Genomic DNA, 18054 nt, shown 5'->3' with positions numbered 1-18054 from the left:
AACAGATACTCCCGAGTGGTATAGCTTTAGAACTTCAATGCTGCAAGATCATCAAAAAGGTAAAGAGATTGAGCTTGATGATTTGCTTGGAGTTGTGTTGCGTAAGGGGAAAGAATTAGGGCTTAAGACGCCTTGTTCAAGTAATGTGTATATGTTATTGCGAGAGATGCTGCAATGACGTAGAATAGTCTTAGTGCGTTTATTAATTGCTCTATTACTGATATTTCTTCCAGCTTCAGCAGCTTTGCCTGAAGCAATAGTTACTGAGTTTAAACAGCACTATAAGAATGCAAAAGAAAGAGCAGATGGTTTGATGCAAGCTGATAACAAAACTTGGTTGTTGTTTAGATCCGAAAACAAAGCTCTTCAAGTTAGTAACGGCTCTGAGATTCAATTAGTTATTAAAGATGGAGACGATTTTCTATTTTCTGATGAGATTAACGATTGGATTTTTACACCTATTGTCAACAAGACTGTCAAAAGTTTTGATTTCTTTGATCCACAAATTCAAGCAAAGATACTTGCAACTAATATCGTCCCCACTTTCTTGGTACCGGACAGCTTTGAGTTACCGCGTGATTTAGCTATTACAATGGGGCGCTTGCCGCTTAGCTTAAGAAGCGTAGAGCTTGCTTCTGATAGAGAGTTGCGTTTCAAAGAGAGATTATTAGAAGAAAAAGCTAATAAGCCTATTGATGCGATTTCTTATTCTATTAAAACAGGATTACTCAAACGAGTTGGTTTTAGTGATCTACCATTGGTTGAGAATTTGGATGAGATGAGTGCTGGACTTAGTTATGTATCTGAAATTAAAACCATCGATGGTGATTTGTATTTGCTTGATTACCATCAAGCAAAAGTTTTTCAGATTACTAGTCCCGAAATTAAATATGATTCGTTAAAACCTAATGAGGAAATATTTAGACCTGTTTCGAAACGAAGTTTCGATGTACAGGTTGATCAAACAAAGGTAGCAACCGCGCGGAATGCGCGTGTTGCCTTTGGAGATAATTCCGACTTTCAAAACAAGTCTATTGAATCAAACTTAGAGATGACTGAACTGTTTGACCTAACTGACCTCGGTCTGGTAGCTGGTTTGCGTGATTTTCAGATTGAAAAAGAAAATGGAGTCGCATATTTCTTAGATAGCCTTGGGTCTAATATTTTTGTTGTCGATATTAAAGCAAAGAGGCTCATTAAGACAATCACTATTCCTGCTGGTTGCTCTGATATGATTAAAGTCTCACGTAGTAGTGCTGAACCAGTGCAGATTATGATGCTGTCGAAGTCAAAGTCAAGTTTGTTGAGTATTAATAGTTTTGATTACCGAATGTCTAAGACTCTTGATTTGAATTTATTAAGCAAGGATTTTCGTTATGTACCACATGCACTTGCTGTAAATGAATCCAAGGTTTTTGTGGCAGTTGAAGCAATTAATGCCAATCCTCAAAAACAATTTGCTGTTCAAGGTAAGGTTTTAGTACTTGATGCAGTTACCAGTCAATTGATTTCTTCAATTGATTTAGATTATGTACCAATAGATCTTTTGCTGGCAAAAGACAATAAGCATGTTTATGCACTTGGCTCAAACCAAGATGCAGCCTTTGTTTCAAAAATTGATTTTGAGAAGTCTTATTCGGTTGAAAATGCCAATCTCGCTCCTGATATTATTGATCCACAAAATATGACTTTTGCTAATACTGGCAAGTTTGTGTTGATTTCAAGTTCTGGCACAAATACAATCGCAGTTTTTGATCTTGCTACTTGGTCCATGGTTCACAAAATTGATATTGGTGATAGTTCTAGTATTTTGTTGGCATTATGATTTTGGATAAACCACGCGGTATCTATATTCATTTACCTTTCTGCAAAACCAAATGCCCTTATTGTGATTTTGCTAGTTTCGCCAAAGAAGATGATAAACGTCAGGTTTATATTGATGCTTTAGTTCGTGAGATTGATGCGCGTATGCAAAAATGGGCATTTGAGCCTGGGACTATTGAGACTATATTTTTTGGTGGCGGCACTCCAAGTGTGCATAGTAAAGCTGAGCTTGCCCAGGTCTTGGATAAAGTCAAGCAACACTTTAGCTTAGCTGATTCAGTGGAAATCACTCTAGAAGCGAATCCTGGGACTATAGATCGAAGCAAGCTTGAGCAATTTCTTGAGCTTGGTGTTAATAGAATTAGTTTCGGTGCGCAGAGTTTTGATGCTGCATTATTAGATAAACTTGGGCGCGGACATAGTGTGCAAGACTCAATTAATTTTATTGAGGTATTAACTGAGCTCTTTCCTGATTCTTTAAATTCATGGAGCTTTGATTTGATTTATGGTTTGCCCGGACAGACTATTGAATCCTGGCTCTCAACAGTGGAGACGGCGCTTAGTTATAAACCGCCACATATCTCTGCTTATTGTTTGAGTATTGAGAAAAATACCCCTTATGGCAAAATATATAAGGATTCTTCACATGCCACTTTGCCTCAAGAGGAAGATTTGGTAACAATGTATGAAAGAGCCAATGAACTTTTTGCTACAGCTGGTTTACAGCGTTATGAGATTAGTAATTGGGCAAAGCCCGGGCATGAAGCTAGACACAACTTGATTTATTGGCGTGCTCAGGAGTATTATGCCTTTGGCTTGAGTGCACATGGTTACGTAGATTCTTACCGTTATCACAATACTCGCGATTTGGATGAATATATTAATGCTAGTACCGTTGCAAGCAATGGGGGTATCAAAGTTGCGGCAATCCAGGTGGAATCTGTAAAAATTGATAATGAAGAAAAACTTGAAGAAAAAATAATGCTACAAATGAGACTTGCTGAGGGCTTGGATTTAGATCAGCAAATCCAAGCATATATTAATGTAGACAATCTTGAAAAGATGAAGAAAGCTGGTTTTATCAGTGGTGACAAAAATATCAAATTAACAGATAAGGCGCAGATGCTAAGTAACCGGATTATTGCAGAGCTTTGCTATCATTAACAAAGATGTTTCCTAAAGGCAAAAAGCAGTTTATTATAACTATTATTTCTTCAGTCTTAGCTGTTGCACTTGTTTTTACATTACTGAACAGAGTTGATTGGAAACATGAAATTGGTTCTATTTTAAAAAAACAAATTAACAGCAGTCTCAATGGTGATTTGAACTTTGACAATTTTGATTTTGAATTTTCTAAAGCTAATTTTTTACTAAGTCTTGATAATTTATTAGTTAAAGATTTATCTGATAACACAGTAATTAAAGCTAATAAGTTGAGTATTGATGTTGATATTACTCGTTTACTTGCCTTGAAAATTAAATTGAAGCGTATTGCGTCTGAGTACTTGCAAGTCAATGCTATGCGAGATGACAAGCTCGAATGGAACCTAGCAAATCTTTTCAAGTCCAAAAAAAAATTGTTTGCGTTTAGTTTTGGTGAAGTGGATCTTGGCAATATAGATCTTGAAGTGATAGATCAGCTTAGCTTGAATCAAGTGAACTATGAAGGATTGCGCTTGGAGATTAAGCCAGAAAGCGGACATTACAATATCAATATTGAAACTCAAAAAACACCAAATAATTATATTCGAGCTTTTGGAATGATAGCTAAAGCTAAGAAAAAGAATCTTTTAAGTAAACAATCCAAGCTTAAATTACAAATCATCAATCTTGAACCTTTGTCTATCAGCTTGATGAGTGCTCTTTTGGCTTCTGATGCAGAATTGAATGCATTAATTGATAGTTATATTGGCGATACTACATTTTCTCTCAATTTTGATTATGATAATTATGACAAGGGTGGAAAATTAGTACGTATTGAATCCAAGATAGCGAATTCAGAAGATATAGAAGATCTAGTGTTTGAATCTCGTTTCCTTTTGGATAAAGATATTCAATTTGAAAAAGCATCTTTGGTTTATGGTGCTACGACTATTGACCTTGGTGGTTTTATCAAGGATTGGCAAGAAGCAGATGCTGAGCTTGGTTTGACTCTTGATTTGGTAGATCTTAATTTGTTTGATCTGGTAGATCGTTTCCCTGAGCTTGAGTACTATATACCTGGTTTTATTTTGGAGATTTTCAATATCCTACATGGTAACGATTATCTCAATGGTAGATTGAATTTGAGCTCCAAATTGAGTGCGCCTGACTTGCTTGCCAAGCTCAAGATTAACACTAAGCAAGAACGACTCCTGAGTTCAAAAGAGGAAGAAATCGTGCCAAGCTTGGTTGATAAGCAAGGTGACGTGATTGCTGATTTGCATTACGAGGGTTCTAAGATTGTAGTCCGTGAATTTATATTGCCAGTAAATTATTCTGAGCTTGTATTAAGTGGTAATTATGATTTGGACGAACATAGCTTTCAGATTCATCTTGCCGCAGAAGATTTACCTTTAAGTAAAATACGTCCTATTGCAGCGAGTATCCCAATGCTTGAGGCTTACCGTACTAGCTTAACGGAATCAGCGATTATTGGTTATGCTAGTTTTGACTTGGACCTGAGTAGACAGTTTAATGCTCAAAAGCAATTGGAGACAGTTGTTAAGGGTCCTTGTCGTTTTGCTAAATTGAGCTATAAATCTTTAACTTATCCGTTGACCATCGGTGGTGTGAACGCAAGTTTTGAGATAGATTCTGACCAAGTGATCATTAATAACTTCGGTGGTTATGCTTATCACTCTAGTTTTGGTCAAGTTGAGTCTGAGAATTATATAGAAGCCAAGGGACGCTTTCGTTTGTCGAAGCCTGATATTCATTTTGAGATGGCGTCTCCCACTATTGATGCACAGACGCTTATCGAGTCTGGGATTATTAGATTGCTTTCTCCGAAACTTAAAATAGATCTCGGTACTGGTAGTTTTAATGATGTTTTGATGAGATTAGATAGTAATGGTACCAATTTTGATATGGATCTTGATATGGATATGGATTCAGTCGGCTTTCTTAGTGGAAGCGAGTCTTTAACCAATCTGAGTGGAAGCTTGTCATACAAGCATGGTCGAGTTAACTTCAATGAAGTGAGCTTCTCTTTGAATGATAAGTCTTTGATTTCCTTGGATGGTTCTGTTGAGAATGATTTGTCGCAACCTAGAATAAATATTAAAGCTGATAATTTGGATTTTGTTAAATTAATGAATTTCGTTAATGGTTCTAAATTAGGTATAGAAGCTTTGGCTGGTAGCTTAGGTGCTGACTTAGATTTCTATGCTGATTCTATTAATGGTCGTGTAGCTTTTAAGGATTTAGATTTTAACTATAAGAATCTTAAGCTATACCCAATCACTGGATTTAATGCTGATCTTTTGATTAGTAATAACCTTGATTTCGATAATATAAGGGCTCATTACGGCGAAAGCCTTATAGAGAACGGAACTTGCATGGTTGAGAATTATAAAAGTAAGGATCTGGATAGGATTGTAGATCTTGGTTTATACAGTAAAGTCAATATTGATGATTTCTATACTGTAATGCCAGATACAATGAAAAAATTCCTCAAGATCAGTGGAAAATTTCCAGTGAATATTTTTGTCAAAGGGAATCAACTCAAAAGTAATATCAAAATTAATGCTGATATAAGTAAGGCTAATGATTTCAATTTTGGCGACTGGTTTATTATGGATAAAGAGGCAACTCGTTTTAAAGTAATTAGCAAGTTTACATTGACACCTCAGTTAATTAGTTCTACTGATTGCCGTTTGGTTTTTATCAAAGATACAGATTCTGGCCTCAAGAAGACCAAAGTTCGGTCTACGTTTCATATAGAAGACTACAAAAATAAAGATGAATTAAGTTATTTCTTGAGTTTTAAAACAAAACAAGAAGATGGGATTTCCGATTTGTCTTTTATTGAGCCGCATATAAGTTCTTTGGCACCGCTCAACCTGAAGCTTGGCGCAGGTGGAATCAATTGTGATACTTTTGGTAATTTCCATGATAGGCAAACCATTTGTGAATTTAAGGGGGGCGAAGCAGTTGCTCAGAAATATGGTATCGGTGATTTGCATGCCAAAGATATTTCTGTAGATCTTTTGTCTATTGCTAACAAACCACTTGAGGTGCAAGTTGCACTCGAAGAAGGAGATTGGAATAGTATTCCTTATCGTAAACTCAAACTAGATTTGAGTGCTAATGGTAATGATATTTTTATTCGGGATATTAAAGCCCGTTCTGGTGATGGTGTTGTCAGAGGAGAGATTGATTACGACATCAAAACATTTGATTCTCGTTTTAAATTAGAAGGCAGCGATTTGCCTGCACACGATCTTGCTCAAGGCATTTGGGGCTTTGGTTCAGAGGTGCCAGAAGGCATTATTAGTGGGGTTTTTGAAGGAACTACTAGTGGTTATATGCCTGATCCAATGTTCTATAATATGGAAGGGACTACTAACCTGATTCTAAAAAATGGCAAGTTATCACAGTTAATTTTGATGCAGAAGGTTCTCACCGCTGTTAACACCTTACGTAATTTTGATTTGAACAATATTTTTCAAACCCTGGTTACCTATAAGGGTGGTACTTTTGATTATGTCATTAGTTCTATCAAGTATGACCATGGAGTCATGAGTTCCGAGAAGCTCTTACTGAAAGCTCAACAAATGGAGCTTAATCTCAATGGTTACTTTGATTACAATAAAGATCAGCTTTGGGTGAAAGGCAGTGGTTTGATTCCTAAAAAATCTAAGAGTATCTTGCAAGGGATTGGAATTGGTAAAGTTAATCTTGGTAATTTACTATCATTGGATGATCTAAGTGATGGTGGCTCTATGGAGAAGAGCTTCTTTGATTTCTCGATGGTTGGTCCTATTAGTGATCCTGATAAGACGGCAGAGAGTTTGAAGTCCAATTTTAAATGGCAGTAGCCATTTGCAATTCGACTCAAGACTCTAGCGAGCCTCTGCTAATAACTCAAGTGCTCTATCTTTATTCTCAAGTTCTTCAATCCGCGTCATCTCAATAGCAAATCTATTCTTCCGCTTCTCTAACCATTCTGGATATTGTGGATCCCTCATGGCTACTTGCATCCACTCTAGAGTTTGAGCTTCAATTGCAAAATTATATTCAGCGGCAAAGCGGGCTGCTCTATAGATCCTTGTTGGATCATCAATAAAACTATATTTGTTAAAGACTCTAATTAAACGGTGTTGAATATCTTTCATCCCACCAACATAATCAAGAATTTCACCAAATGGGTGTTTGGCTTTGGGGGGATTGATTGATTCAAGCAGGGCATTAATAGTAAAATCGCGTCGATGCAAATCTTCTTTGATACTGTCAATTATAGTTACTTGAGGGAAGTCAGCTGGTTCATCATAGATCTCGGTCCTAGTGCTGGCTAATTCAATACTGTATTCTGGCGCTTCTGGGTCTTTGATTTTGACAGTGCCAAATTGTTTAAACTCTTCGACTATCTCAAAAGTCAAATGATGAGGGTGATTGTCTTGTCTGTATTTTTGGAATTTGCGAGTGAATTCAATAGCATTGGTGTTGATCACTAGATCTAAGTCATAACAAGGCTTGAGTTCTGTGCCATGCATTTCATGCATTAATTGATTGCGCACATAACCGCCTACCAAATATATTTCATGACCTAAGGCAAAGGCCGCTGAGCCAATGTCTTGTAGTAGTGATTCGATTGTGCTACTCGTTTTCATAGCCCTTCAATGATATCAAAGAAGTTAGGAAATGAAGTCGCTACAAACTCAGTTTGCAGTATTGTGATTGGTTTAGTTGATTTAAGGGCGGCAATTCCGCAGCTCATAGCAAGGCGGTGGTCTCCGAAGGAGTTTATTTGAGCTTCTGGGATAGGTTCAAAGTCCTTACCAGCTCTTCCTTGAATTATCATACCGTCATCAGTTTCTTCAACTTCAACTCCAAGAGTCTTGAGCATATTAATGGTAGTTGCGATTCTATTTGATTCTTTGACTTTAAGTTCAGCAGCGTCTTTGATGATAGTAGTACCTTCTGCTTGAGCAGCAAGAATAGAAATCACAGGAATCTCATCAATAAGTCTTGGGATGATATCACCTTCTATCGTCGTTGCTTTGATTTTGGAACTGCGGATGATGATATCGGCAATTGGTTCTTTATTTATTTCACGCTTGTTTTCTAGTTGGTAATTGACTTTCATTGCTGTAAGCACATCAAGAATGCCGGTTCTGGTTGGATTGATGCCTACATTGTTTAATTTGAGCTTGCAGTCATCCAGTATCGCCCCTGCGACCAGAAAGAATGCGGCGCTCGAAATATCTCCCGGAACTTCCAGGACCTGCCCTTGAAGCTCTTTACCTGGATTGATTGAGACTTCTAGTCCATTGACTTCAAGATCCACCCCAAAACCCTGCATCATACGCTCAGTATGATCACGTGATTTTTCTGGTTCAGTTACTGTTGTCGTGCCTTGGGCATTGAGTCCAGCTAGTAAGATAGATGACTTGACTTGAGCAGAGGCTATTTTTGACTGGTGGCTTATTGCCTTCAATCCTTGGCTTGGTTTGATCACCAGTGGAGCCTTGCCGCCTTCTTGGCTCTCAATTACTGCGCCCATCTTAGTTAGTGGGTCAATGACTCTAGCCATCGGTCTTCCCGACAGCGACTCATCGCCCGTAAGAGTAGTTTCAAAAGGCAAGCCAGCAAAAAGTCCAGCAAGTAATCTCATGCCGGTGCCTGAATTGCCGAGATAGATATCTCCATTGGGAGCTTTAAGAGCATTAAAACCTTGACCGTGTATCTTGACTGTCTTTGCTTTCTCATCAAAATCAATCTTGACGCCTAGTGCTTTAAAAGCATTCATGGTACAAATACAATCCTCGCCAGTAAGGAAATTACTAACTTCAGTAAGCCCGTTTGCAATAGAGCCAAAAATAATTGAACGGTGTGAAATTGATTTGTCGCCAGGGATATTAATCTCTGCCTGAATAGCTTTGGTGATTTTACTTATAGTTTGTTCAGCCATTATTTTGTGACTAGTGGTTTTGCAGCGGTGATCTTACCGGTTAAGGCTGACGCTGCCACGGTCGCCGGACTTGCCAAATGAGTTCTAGCACCAGCGCCCATACGTCCAGGAAAGTTACGGTTGGTTGATGAGATGCAACGATTTTGCGGAGCTACAACACCCATGCTCATTCCTAGGCAAGGGCCACAACTTGCATGAGTCCAAAGCGCACCAGCATCTTGAAAAATATCATGAAGCCCTTCTTTCTCAGCTTGACGTTTCACTAATTGCGAACCAGGAGTGATGATTGTTGGGATTGCTACTTTTTTGCCTTTGAGAATTTCAGCAGCAATACGCAAATCAGAAATTCTTGCGTTAGTACAACTACCAATAAATGCTTGATCAAGTTCTAAGCTAGCCATTTTGTCGCCGGGCTTAACTCCCATATACTCTAATGCTTTGTCTTCAGCATCTGCTGGGATTTCTCCAGTAGTCTGGCAAGCCTCTCCAGGATTGATTCCCCAAGTCACCATTGGATCAAGGTCATTAATATCAAGTTCAACTTCAGCGTCATAAGTCGCGCCTTCGTCTGCTCTAAAGCTTAACCACTTGTCTTTCATTTCAGCAAATTTGTTGTCTGAGATTTGTTCTTTGCCTTTGAGGTATTCAAGTGTAACTTCATCAGCGGCAATCATGCCACTGGTCGCACCTGCTTCAATTGCCATATTGCATACAGTCATGCGCTCTTCCATACTCAAGTCAGTAATTGCATTACCTGTGTATTCAAGCACATAACCAGTGCCGCCTCTAAAACTAATTTTGTTGATGATTGCAAGGATGATGTCTTTGGCATAGACACCTGGTTTGAGTTTGCCAGTTACATTGATTCTCATTACTTTTGGTTTTTTGAGTAAAAGACATTGAGACAACATCGCGCCAGCATTGGCAGTAGTACCGATACCTAAAGCAAAACATGCAAAAGCGCCATTGGTACAAGTGTGTGAGTCCCCGCAACACAAAGTAGTGCCTGGTTCTACGTAACCTCTTTCTGGAGCCACGATATGACAGATGCCATTCTCGCCAATATCAAAGTGACGTATATTGTGTTTCTTTGCCCATTTGCGCAAGACTTCAGCTTGAATTGCTGTTGCAGTATCTTTGGCTGGAGCAACGTGGTCATTAATTGCCAATATTCTATTAGTATCAAAAATTCTCCCACCAAACTCTTCATCAATTTGAATAGCACCTTGAGGAGTAGTAATTTCATGAGCAACAATTCTATCCATAAATATTAGATAGTTTTCACCAGCTAGTTCTTCAACTACATGCGTGTCCCATACTTTTTCAAATAAATTCTTTGCCATGATTAGTGATTTTAGCAAATTAAGGCCCCGTCTGCTTTTTCAAGCATGGACGAGAGCAAAACTAAAGAAAAAATAATGGACGGACTTTCATCTATCTAGCCTGCACAATCATATTAATCCTCAAAATTTGACAAGCTATTTCTGTAGCAATTTTGAAAGCCGAGCTTTTAACAGTAAGAGGATCTAGAATACCTTGTTCTATTAAGTCAATACTTGAGCCGGTTGATAAATCAATGCCAGTACCCAAAGACTTGAGTTTGTTTTTAAGTTCGTGAGGATTAAAACCAGCATTTAATACGATTTGATCAAATACAGTACTCAGCGCTTTGATCATCACTTCAATACCCAAAATGATTTCTTCATCTTGATATTGAGTTTTGAGTTTTTCGATAGCAGGAATGATATTCAATTCTGCAATACCTTCTCCTAAGACATAACCTGATTTGGCTGCAGCTGCCATTGCTTTGCAAGCATCAATTATTATACGTGTGCGTTCATTTAAGATGGTTTCAGTTTCTGCCGAAATTAAAATACTTGCTCTTTGTGCTTTGGGTCCTTGAAAAATAAACCCACCAAGCTCTTCAGCAAGAATAATGGAATTAAGTTTGCTATTAAGGGTTTTGAGTGTTTCTATATCAGAGCTGATTAATTGATTTCTTGTAATTAATTTTGCTCCGGAGATTTTTTCTAATGCTTTGATATCAGAATCTTTGACGTGAGTTAAAACAAAGACACCTTCTTTGGCAAAGAATTCCTCCATTGCTGGAAACATCGAAGCTGAGCAAATAATCGCTTGGGTACCGGCTTTGATGATCTTTTTGGCAGCTTCCATTAACGACTGAATATTGTTTTCGTATTTCTTGACACCTTCATTGGTGTTGATAGCTTCACTGCTCATCGGTTCTGGTTCCATTGGACCCTGAACCAGAATTAGGTTGATATTCCTAAATTCTCGTGAGTATTTAAAATGAGTTTTTTTCTTAATGAAATGTCCATCAAGCACTTTGGATTCTAAGCCGCAACGAGCAATAATTGAATTGGCTAAATCATTTGGATCTTGAGATTTGTTCATTGCTTCAGTTATCAAGCTGGCAATCTCCTCTGAACCTCTTGCTGAGATTTTACTAATTGCTTTAAGAGCAGGGTCTTTAAGGTCTTTGATTTGAATTGAGCTTGCTTGAAGTTCTTTGAGGATTTGTGTATTGGCAATGTTGATCCCTTCTGCAATCCTATTTGGGCTAGCGCCAAGATTAATTTTTTCAAGTGCTGCTTGAAGTATTGAATCACACAAGATTGCAACAGTACTGGTACCATCACCAACTTGAGTTTCTTGTGATTTTGCTGCTTCAACTGCTAATTTGGCAACTGGGTGATCGATTTTGATATTAGAAAGAATTTCAACGCCATCATTAGTGCAAGTAAATGCTCCAAACTCATCAACCAACATTACGTCTAAGCCTTTAGGGCCGATGCTTGCTCGGATTGGGGCCATGATTGCGCTAATTGCTTTTATATTAGAGCTGAGTATCTCTGGGTATTTAATTGCTTTGTCCATATAATATCCTATTTTAGCTCGTTAACAAGAGTTCTTGTGTTTTTTTCAAAAAAACTTTGCTAATTTAACCGAAGCATAACTTAAAGATGTTAGAGATAGTGAGTAAACAGTCTGAGAAAAGGATGGGTATGTAAATGACGATTGAATCAAGACAAGAATTAAATGACGCAGCTCAAAGTGCAAGCCAGGCTCAAATAGCATTTTCCATAGCAATCAGAGACGAGTCTAATGCTGGTCCCAATGAATCCGAAGGCCTCAAAGCCAAAGTTGCCAAAGCTATGGCTGATTTAGCATTTGCGATTTCGGAGAAGGCTGCTGCTTCTGCACAGCATAGACAGGCAGAAAGTTATGAACGTAAAGTTGCAAGTAATGAAAGGGAAGCTAAGCAAGAAGATGCGATTAAGAAAGAAGAAGCTAAAGACAAAAACAAAAAACAAATTCAAGAGAAAAAGGATGATGCTAAGACTACTAGCAAAGACAGTTCTAGTAAGGCTCCCGGGCTCACTAAGTTTACTGGTGATGACATAGTACGTTCTGATAAACCAATGACCCAAGTAGAAATTCTAGCTGAAGTAGCGAAATTACAAAAAGCATCTGTGGAGCAAGCAGCTGTCCCTACTAAAGAAGCCGAAGCTCCAAAGGCAGGCTCTGAGGAAGTAGCTAGTAAAGGTTTGGCTAGTCCAACTAATGCAAATAGCTCTGCAATAACAAGTTCAACGACCAGTTCAAGTGGTGCTAGTGCTGATAAGGGTATTGCCCTAAAAGCAGCAGCAGGTAGCTCTGAAGCGAGCACTTAAGAACAGGTTTACAATTCTCCCTCCCTCCCTATGGGCTCCACTGGAGCCCATTTTTTTTGTAAGAAAATTAGATTTTAGAAATTTTTCTTGATTGTTAACTGAAGCATAATCTAAATTTTTTACATATAGTACATAGGAAAAGCTTGGAACTATAGGTTCCACGAGTCGAGAAATCATGAGAGACACAATGATTAGAAGAAAAGGAAAACAATGTCTGAATTAGGCGGCGGACAAGCAGGTGGATTCAATTCCCCTTATAACCCAAATCTTAGAGCAAATAACTCTAATGGGCAGAGCATTCGCAAGACGGCCCCGCAGACTCCTGTAGAGACAGCTCCAACAACAGAAGCTGCAACACCAACTATAGACAAGCAATCAATTGCTAATGAAGTTGTACAACGTAGATTAGATTCACAACGAATTCATAAACAAGTAGAACAAAACCGATCAGCCGAAGTTGATTCTTACTCTAGTAGAACTGAAACTGGCAATGCTAGAACTGAATTGGTTTCTAGATTCGCAAGTCATCCTTACAATGTTCGTGAACAAGAACAACGCCAACATCGTGAGCGATTAGCTCGCAATCTCAATAATGCTTCGCTTGGATTGGAAGATGCTTTAGCTGAAGAAGGTAAGGCAGCTGAAGATCAGAGCTTAGTGTCTCATCTAGCTCAATCTGCTGAAGACATTGATCCAGATGCCAAAGCACGCAAAGATCTTAAGAAGAAACGCAATGATATTTTGCGCTTAGGCGGACCAGAGGCCAAACCTTTTATTCGTTTTGTTGATAGTCAAACGATAGATGGTTTAGTTAATGAAGAAGTACAAGGTTTAATTAATGGCTTTCACGAAAATGTTTTAAAAGAAACTACTCGCATGACACCAGCTGAAATGGTTGATGGTGATCATGCAATGAGATTTTTTGCTGACAAAATTGATCCTAACAATAAAGAAGACATGCAGGCTTTGAATACTAGCTTAGCTACGGCTCATGGTAGTTCGACTGCTTTAAAACAAGAATTATATATATCACGCCAAATGGCAGATCGAAATAGAGTGAGACTGAAACCAAAAGAATTTATTCAAACTGAAGTCAAAGTATCAAAACACGAAAGAGTTATTATGATGGCAGCTAGTTTGCCTAGCCCTAAGTGGCCGGAAGGTAGCTTGCAAGCGGCCTAGGTGACTAATTTCCTAAGACCAGGGTAAAATACTAGTAATGGCTACCGAAGAGCCTAAAAAAACTGCAAAACAGTTGAGAGAAGAGCGCGATTTAATGATGGCAAAGGCTGCTATCAGAATTGCTGTGCTTTCTTACGGTAAGGCAGAAAAAGCAGAACCACCACCAGAGCTTCAAGAGTTTTGGGATGCCTTAGCGCCAGAAGCTTGGGGTGAGCATCTTAGATTATTTGCAAAAGAATTAAAAAAACTCAAAAACGTTGGTGTGAAAAAAATACTTTTTGATTTGGATCACTATATCAAAGATTGTAAAAAACTAGTTCCTGGTTTCAAGCGTAAAAAAGAAGAGATCTTATTGATGATGGCAATCGGACAAATAGATATCAAAGACTTTGTTGATACTCTTTCTACTTTACCAAACAATAAAGAAAAGCTCGACAGACAAATTCACAAACAAATTCGTGAGCTTGATTGGCAAGATGATTTTGCTTTGAGCAAGCTCGATGGATTAACCAAAGAACTTGATCAAGAACGAGTCAAGAAATCTGATATCGATAGAATTGAACGAGAAATTCAAGCACTTGAAGATGGTATCAAAGGGCGTAAAGCCAAACGTGAAGAGCTTGCACTCAAGCTTGTTGAGTGGAAGGCTAGAGGGAATATGGATATAGCAGGGGCTGACGGCAGCTTCCGCCTAGACGCCTAGAACCTGTTCGAAAAGCTCCATCTGCTGTGTTACGCTCGTCAAGACAAGTCATCATTGACGGCTCAGTCAACTCCGTTCCGCTGCTCGAAAATGCCTTGTTCTTGAACTTTCGAGGCAGCTTTTCCTTGCTCTATGAATTTATTAACACCTTCATCGCTTCCCCATTAATCATCATCTGCAAAGCTTGCTCTAGATCTTCCAGCTTCATCTCATGACTAATCAAATCATTCATTGTGATTTTGCCTGAAGCAATCAAATCAAGTGCTTCTTTAATATATTTAGGTTGGTGATGGAAGCTACCAATAATTTTGGTTTCTTGATAATGAAGTTGATAAGTATCTAATTCTATTTTGCTGCTTTTGGGCGCTCCTCCAAAAAAGTTGACAGTGCCTCCAGGACGCACTAGTGACATAGCTTCTTGCCAAGTTTCTACCTTGCCAACGGCTTCTATGACTTTGTCGGCGCCGTAGCTATAGCCAAGCCCACCGTCATTGCAAGGAGCGCGAAGCGTGATGTGGCAATCCCCTTGTGACGAGTTGAGGCAGTGATCGGCCCCATTTGCTTTAGCGAGTTTGAGTTTCTGCTCTGACCTGCCAATTGCAACAACAGTTACACCATCGATATAGTTCTTACAAAGCTTAATAAAGCATTGTCCAATTGCACCAAGTCCATAGATTGCAATAACGTCACCAGTTTGAATTTCTGTTTTGATAAATCCTTGCAAAGCAACAGCTAGGGTTTGAGTCATCACTGCTGCTTTGTAATCTATGCTGTCAGGAATTTTGTAAAGATTGTATTTTGCAATTTGTGCAGGGATTTTAATGTATTCGGCAAAAGAACCATTGAGAAAATCCAGGTTCTCGCAAAGTTGAAATTCTTTTTTTTTGCAAAAAAAACATTCATAGCAAGGGGCAGTGTTCGCTGCAATTACCCTATCGCCAGCCTTGAATCCATCGATATTGCTTTCTGTAATTTCCCCAGCAAATTCATAACCAAAAGCAGAAGGTAGAGTTTTGATAATCCGAGGATGACCCCTAAGATAGGTTTTAGTGTCAGTGCCGCCAGTAGTGGCCGCTGCAATTTGGACCAAGACTTCTCCTTTGCCAATTATGGGTTTTGGGATTTCTTCTAAGCGAATATCTTTGGGACCGTAAAAGAGCCAGGAGAGCATAGGCGATATCTTAGCAGCTGTTTTTATCTTGGGCTATTTGGCGAGAACCTTTTAGACGATATAGCGTCTATGTATTAGCGCCTGGTATTATAAATAAAACCGGCAAAATAGGCAAGCTCTGCCAAGTGAAAGTCAGATAAGGGTTGAGAATTTGTATTTTAAGAGGATCCTAATAGTATAATAAAGTAGTCTCTTTTGAGACTTAGGGTATTTCTACACAGAAATACTCTACGAATTTAACATGTTAAACCAGAACAATAATTCAAAGAAAATCATACTAGCAGCCGTTGCTACCATAATATTGGCCATTCCGGCTAGGGCTTATGACAACGAAATCGAACAAAATAGATTCATTTCAGCATATGAAACCGCTGTTAAGTCAGAGAAAGAGTTAAACCGTTTACAAGCCGTCAAGAGTTTTCAAGTTGCAAGTGATATAGAACCAAGAGATTTTGCGACTTTGACCAAACTTGGTCTGATGCATTTATATTCTGATAGCTCAGGTGAGATTAAAGACAAGAGTGTTGCCAAGTCAATTGTATATTTGACTAAAGCAAATTCAATTAAACCTGGTGACAGTATGGTTGCTTTATTGCTGGGAAGAGCTTACCAAAGTATTGGTGAGACTGAAAAGGCAATCAAGTTTTTGTCTAAGTCCGCTAACCTTGAGCCTGATAATGCTTTATTAAATACCAGTCTTGGATCTTTATATTTCGAACAAAAAGAGTTTAAAAAAACAATCGAGATTTTTAGTAAAATAGTGTTGGTTTATCCTGATAATCTTAAAGCAAGAGGTTACTTGGGTGCAGCATTGCAAGCTACTGAGAACTATCTTGCTGCAATTGAGCAGTATAACTATGTTTTGGGCTATCAACCTGATAACTACAGCATGCACAAAAATCTGGGAGACTGTTGGCTTGCATTAAAGCAATTTGATAAAGCGCGTGAGAACTATGAATTCGCGAGAGAAGTTGATCCGATGGTGCCGCATATTTATGCTGATATCGCTTTTGTTGCTAGAACTGAAGCAAACTATGATCTTGCAATTGAGAGTTATCGCAAAGCGATAGAACTTAAAGACAATCATGATTGGAAAAAAGCTTTGGCTTACACTCTCTGGACAAATAATCAAGTTGAAGAAGCAATTGAAGTCTTTGATGAGATTGGTGAATACTCAGTCAGTGGCTATTTATACCAGAGCCTCGGCAAATTTGATGAAGCTATTGTAAGTTACAACAAAGCAATCGAACTAGATCCAAAAGATCACAAAACAAGATTTAATTTGGCTAGACTCTATCACGACAGTCTTGAGTTTGATCTTGCCAAAGAGGGCTACCAAAAGGTTCTTGAGCAAAAGCCTGATGATGTAGAGACTTTATTCTACCTGGCTGTCCTTGAACACGAGCAAGGCAATATTGAAATTGCCACGAAGTATTACATTGGCTTATTAACAGAACAGCTAAGCGTTGCAGCAAATTTGCCAGCGCAAGGAAAGTTAATTAAGAACAACGTTCATTACAACTTGGCTGTTGCTTACAAAGCAACTAATGAGTTCGAGAAAGCAGAAAGCAATTTTGAAAAATTATTAGACGAGGAAACGCAACAAGCCGGATTTGATAAAACAAAAGACGTCCTCAAGGAACTTAGCTTCATTAAGATAGCTTTAGGCAAGGATGAAGAAGCTGAAAAGATCATCAATGATTGGTTGAGAAAAGACCCAGCGAATGTTGAAGCGCGTAATCTCTATGCTGATTTCTTGGTGCATGTCTCTAAGGAGCGCAAAGCAGTTGACCAATTGCGCTTAGCTTCAGTGCTTGACCAGACAATAGAATCAAGACTCAAGCTTGCAAATCTCTTGCATGCGCAGAACAATCTATATGAAGCGCTTGCTGAATATCAAATGATTTTACAGGCTAACCCAGAGAATTTAAATGCGCTATTAGGTGCAGCAAATAATTTTAAGGCGCTTGGTTTTAAAGATGAAGCGATTAATATCTACAAAAAAGCAAGTGAGTCACACCCTGAAGATGTACTTGCCAACTATAATTATGGACTGTTATTGCAAGAATCCAATGAACTTGCAATTGCTATTAAGCACTATGAAAAAGTATTAGCGATTAATCCTAATTTCTTGCAAACCTATTATGTATTAGGACTCGCTTACTGGCAGCAAGGTGAAAAGCAAAACGCAAGTGAGCTTTGGGCTAAATTCTTAGAAGAATCCGCAGATGAAAACCTTAAGGCTGAAATACGCAAAACCATGGATGCTAAACCGGAAGCTATTGAAGCAGATCTTTTAATGGAAGAGTTGAGTAGCCGTACATTGCGAGGAGCGGATCTAATAACGCAATCCCAAACATTGTAG

General features: G+C 38.6%; 12 protein-coding genes. 7 read left to right on the top strand and 5 right to left on the bottom strand.

Going from position 1 to position 18054, the window contains the following annotated elements; genetic code table 11:
• The first annotated feature begins 193 nt into the window (after positions 1–193).
• Genes O3C63_03750 through O3C63_03740 form a run of 3 tightly spaced genes read left to right on the top strand, consistent with a single transcriptional unit; the run spans position 194 to position 6845 of the window.
• On the top strand, positions 194–1825 hold the full coding sequence (locus tag O3C63_03750) for a hypothetical protein (protein MDA0772038.1): 1632 nt from the start codon (positions 194–196) through the stop codon (positions 1823–1825).
• Positions 1822–2988: a radical SAM family heme chaperone HemW gene (gene hemW, locus O3C63_03745; GenBank protein MDA0772037.1), complete on the top strand. Its 1167-nt coding sequence runs from the start codon at positions 1822–1824 to the stop codon at positions 2986–2988. Before O3C63_03750 ends, hemW begins: the two co-directional genes overlap by 4 nt.
• A gap of 5 nt (positions 2989–2993) precedes the next feature.
• Positions 2994–6845, top strand: coding sequence for a hypothetical protein (locus tag O3C63_03740; GenBank protein MDA0772036.1), 3852 nt, complete (start codon positions 2994–2996; stop codon positions 6843–6845).
• A gap of 24 nt (positions 6846–6869) precedes the next feature.
• Here O3C63_03740 and O3C63_03735 read toward each other — a convergent pair whose 3' ends face one another.
• The 4 genes from O3C63_03735 to O3C63_03720 all read right to left on the bottom strand — a co-directional run bounded on the left by O3C63_03735 (position 6870) and on the right by O3C63_03720 (position 11836).
• Positions 6870–7637, bottom strand: a complete 768-nt coding sequence (locus O3C63_03735; GenBank protein MDA0772035.1) for a hypothetical protein — start codon at positions 7635–7637, stop codon at positions 6870–6872.
• The gene (gene aroA, locus O3C63_03730; protein ID MDA0772034.1) at positions 7634–8938 is read right to left on the bottom strand and encodes a 3-phosphoshikimate 1-carboxyvinyltransferase; all 1305 of its coding nucleotides are present in this window, start codon (positions 8936–8938) and stop codon (positions 7634–7636) included. The genes O3C63_03735 and aroA overlap by 4 nt, the downstream gene beginning before the upstream one ends.
• Entirely contained in the window at positions 8938–10281 is a 1344-nt protein-coding gene (locus O3C63_03725) for a 3-isopropylmalate dehydratase large subunit (GenBank protein MDA0772033.1), read from the bottom strand. Before O3C63_03725 ends, aroA begins: the two co-directional genes overlap by 1 nt.
• Before the next feature lie 91 nt (positions 10282–10372).
• Positions 10373–11836: a TCP-1/cpn60 chaperonin family protein gene (locus tag O3C63_03720; protein ID MDA0772032.1), complete on the bottom strand. Its 1464-nt coding sequence runs from the start codon at positions 11834–11836 to the stop codon at positions 10373–10375.
• A gap of 134 nt (positions 11837–11970) precedes the next feature.
• On the opposite strand from O3C63_03720, the gene O3C63_03715 reads away from it, so the two are divergent.
• The 3 genes from O3C63_03715 to O3C63_03705 all read left to right on the top strand — a co-directional run bounded on the left by O3C63_03715 (position 11971) and on the right by O3C63_03705 (position 14518).
• Entirely contained in the window at positions 11971–12633 is a 663-nt protein-coding gene (locus O3C63_03715) for a hypothetical protein (GenBank protein ID MDA0772031.1), read from the top strand.
• 210 nt (positions 12634–12843) lie between these two features.
• On the top strand, positions 12844–13815 hold the full coding sequence (locus O3C63_03710; protein ID MDA0772030.1) for a hypothetical protein: 972 nt from the start codon (positions 12844–12846) through the stop codon (positions 13813–13815).
• A 37-nt stretch (positions 13816–13852) separates the two neighbouring features.
• The gene (locus O3C63_03705; GenBank protein MDA0772029.1) at positions 13853–14518 is read left to right on the top strand and encodes a hypothetical protein; all 666 of its coding nucleotides are present in this window, start codon (positions 13853–13855) and stop codon (positions 14516–14518) included.
• A gap of 130 nt (positions 14519–14648) precedes the next feature.
• On the opposite strand, the gene O3C63_03700 is transcribed toward O3C63_03705, so the two are convergent.
• Positions 14649–15689 carry a zinc-binding dehydrogenase gene (locus O3C63_03700; protein MDA0772028.1) on the bottom strand — a complete coding sequence of 347 codons (1041 nt, stop codon included), beginning with the start codon at positions 15687–15689 and terminating at the stop codon, positions 14649–14651.
• A 241-nt stretch (positions 15690–15930) separates the two neighbouring features.
• Here O3C63_03700 and O3C63_03695 point away from each other — a divergent pair, with 241 nt between their 5' ends.
• Positions 15931–18054, top strand: coding sequence for a tetratricopeptide repeat protein (locus tag O3C63_03695; protein MDA0772027.1), 2124 nt, complete (start codon positions 15931–15933; stop codon positions 18052–18054).

Source organism: Cyanobacteriota bacterium (assembly GCA_027618255.1).
Taxonomy (GTDB): domain Bacteria; phylum Cyanobacteriota; class Vampirovibrionia; order LMEP-6097; family LMEP-6097; genus JABHOV01.
This window is presented reverse-complemented; position numbering and strand designations above follow the sequence as displayed.

Coding starts and splice junctions, on each gene's coding strand:
- O3C63_03710 (MDA0772030.1), top strand. CDS start 12,844: ATGTCTGAATTAGGCGGCGGACAAGCAGGTGGATTCAATTCCCCTTAT.
- O3C63_03695 (MDA0772027.1), top strand. CDS start 15,931: ATGTTAAACCAGAACAATAATTCAAAGAAAATCATACTAGCAGCCGTT.
- O3C63_03720 (MDA0772032.1), bottom strand. CDS start 11,836: ATGGACAAAGCAATTAAATACCCAGAGATACTCAGCTCTAATATAAAA.
- O3C63_03705 (MDA0772029.1), top strand. CDS start 13,853: ATGGCTACCGAAGAGCCTAAAAAAACTGCAAAACAGTTGAGAGAAGAG.
- O3C63_03715 (MDA0772031.1), top strand. CDS start 11,971: ATGACGATTGAATCAAGACAAGAATTAAATGACGCAGCTCAAAGTGCA.
- O3C63_03740 (MDA0772036.1), top strand. CDS start 2,994: ATGTTTCCTAAAGGCAAAAAGCAGTTTATTATAACTATTATTTCTTCA.
- O3C63_03725 (MDA0772033.1), bottom strand. CDS start 10,281: ATGGCAAAGAATTTATTTGAAAAAGTATGGGACACGCATGTAGTTGAA.
- O3C63_03700 (MDA0772028.1), bottom strand. CDS start 15,689: ATGCTCTCCTGGCTCTTTTACGGTCCCAAAGATATTCGCTTAGAAGAA.
- hemW (MDA0772037.1), top strand. CDS start 1,822: ATGATTTTGGATAAACCACGCGGTATCTATATTCATTTACCTTTCTGC.
- O3C63_03735 (MDA0772035.1), bottom strand. CDS start 7,637: ATGAAAACGAGTAGCACAATCGAATCACTACTACAAGACATTGGCTCA.
- aroA (MDA0772034.1), bottom strand. CDS start 8,938: ATGGCTGAACAAACTATAAGTAAAATCACCAAAGCTATTCAGGCAGAG.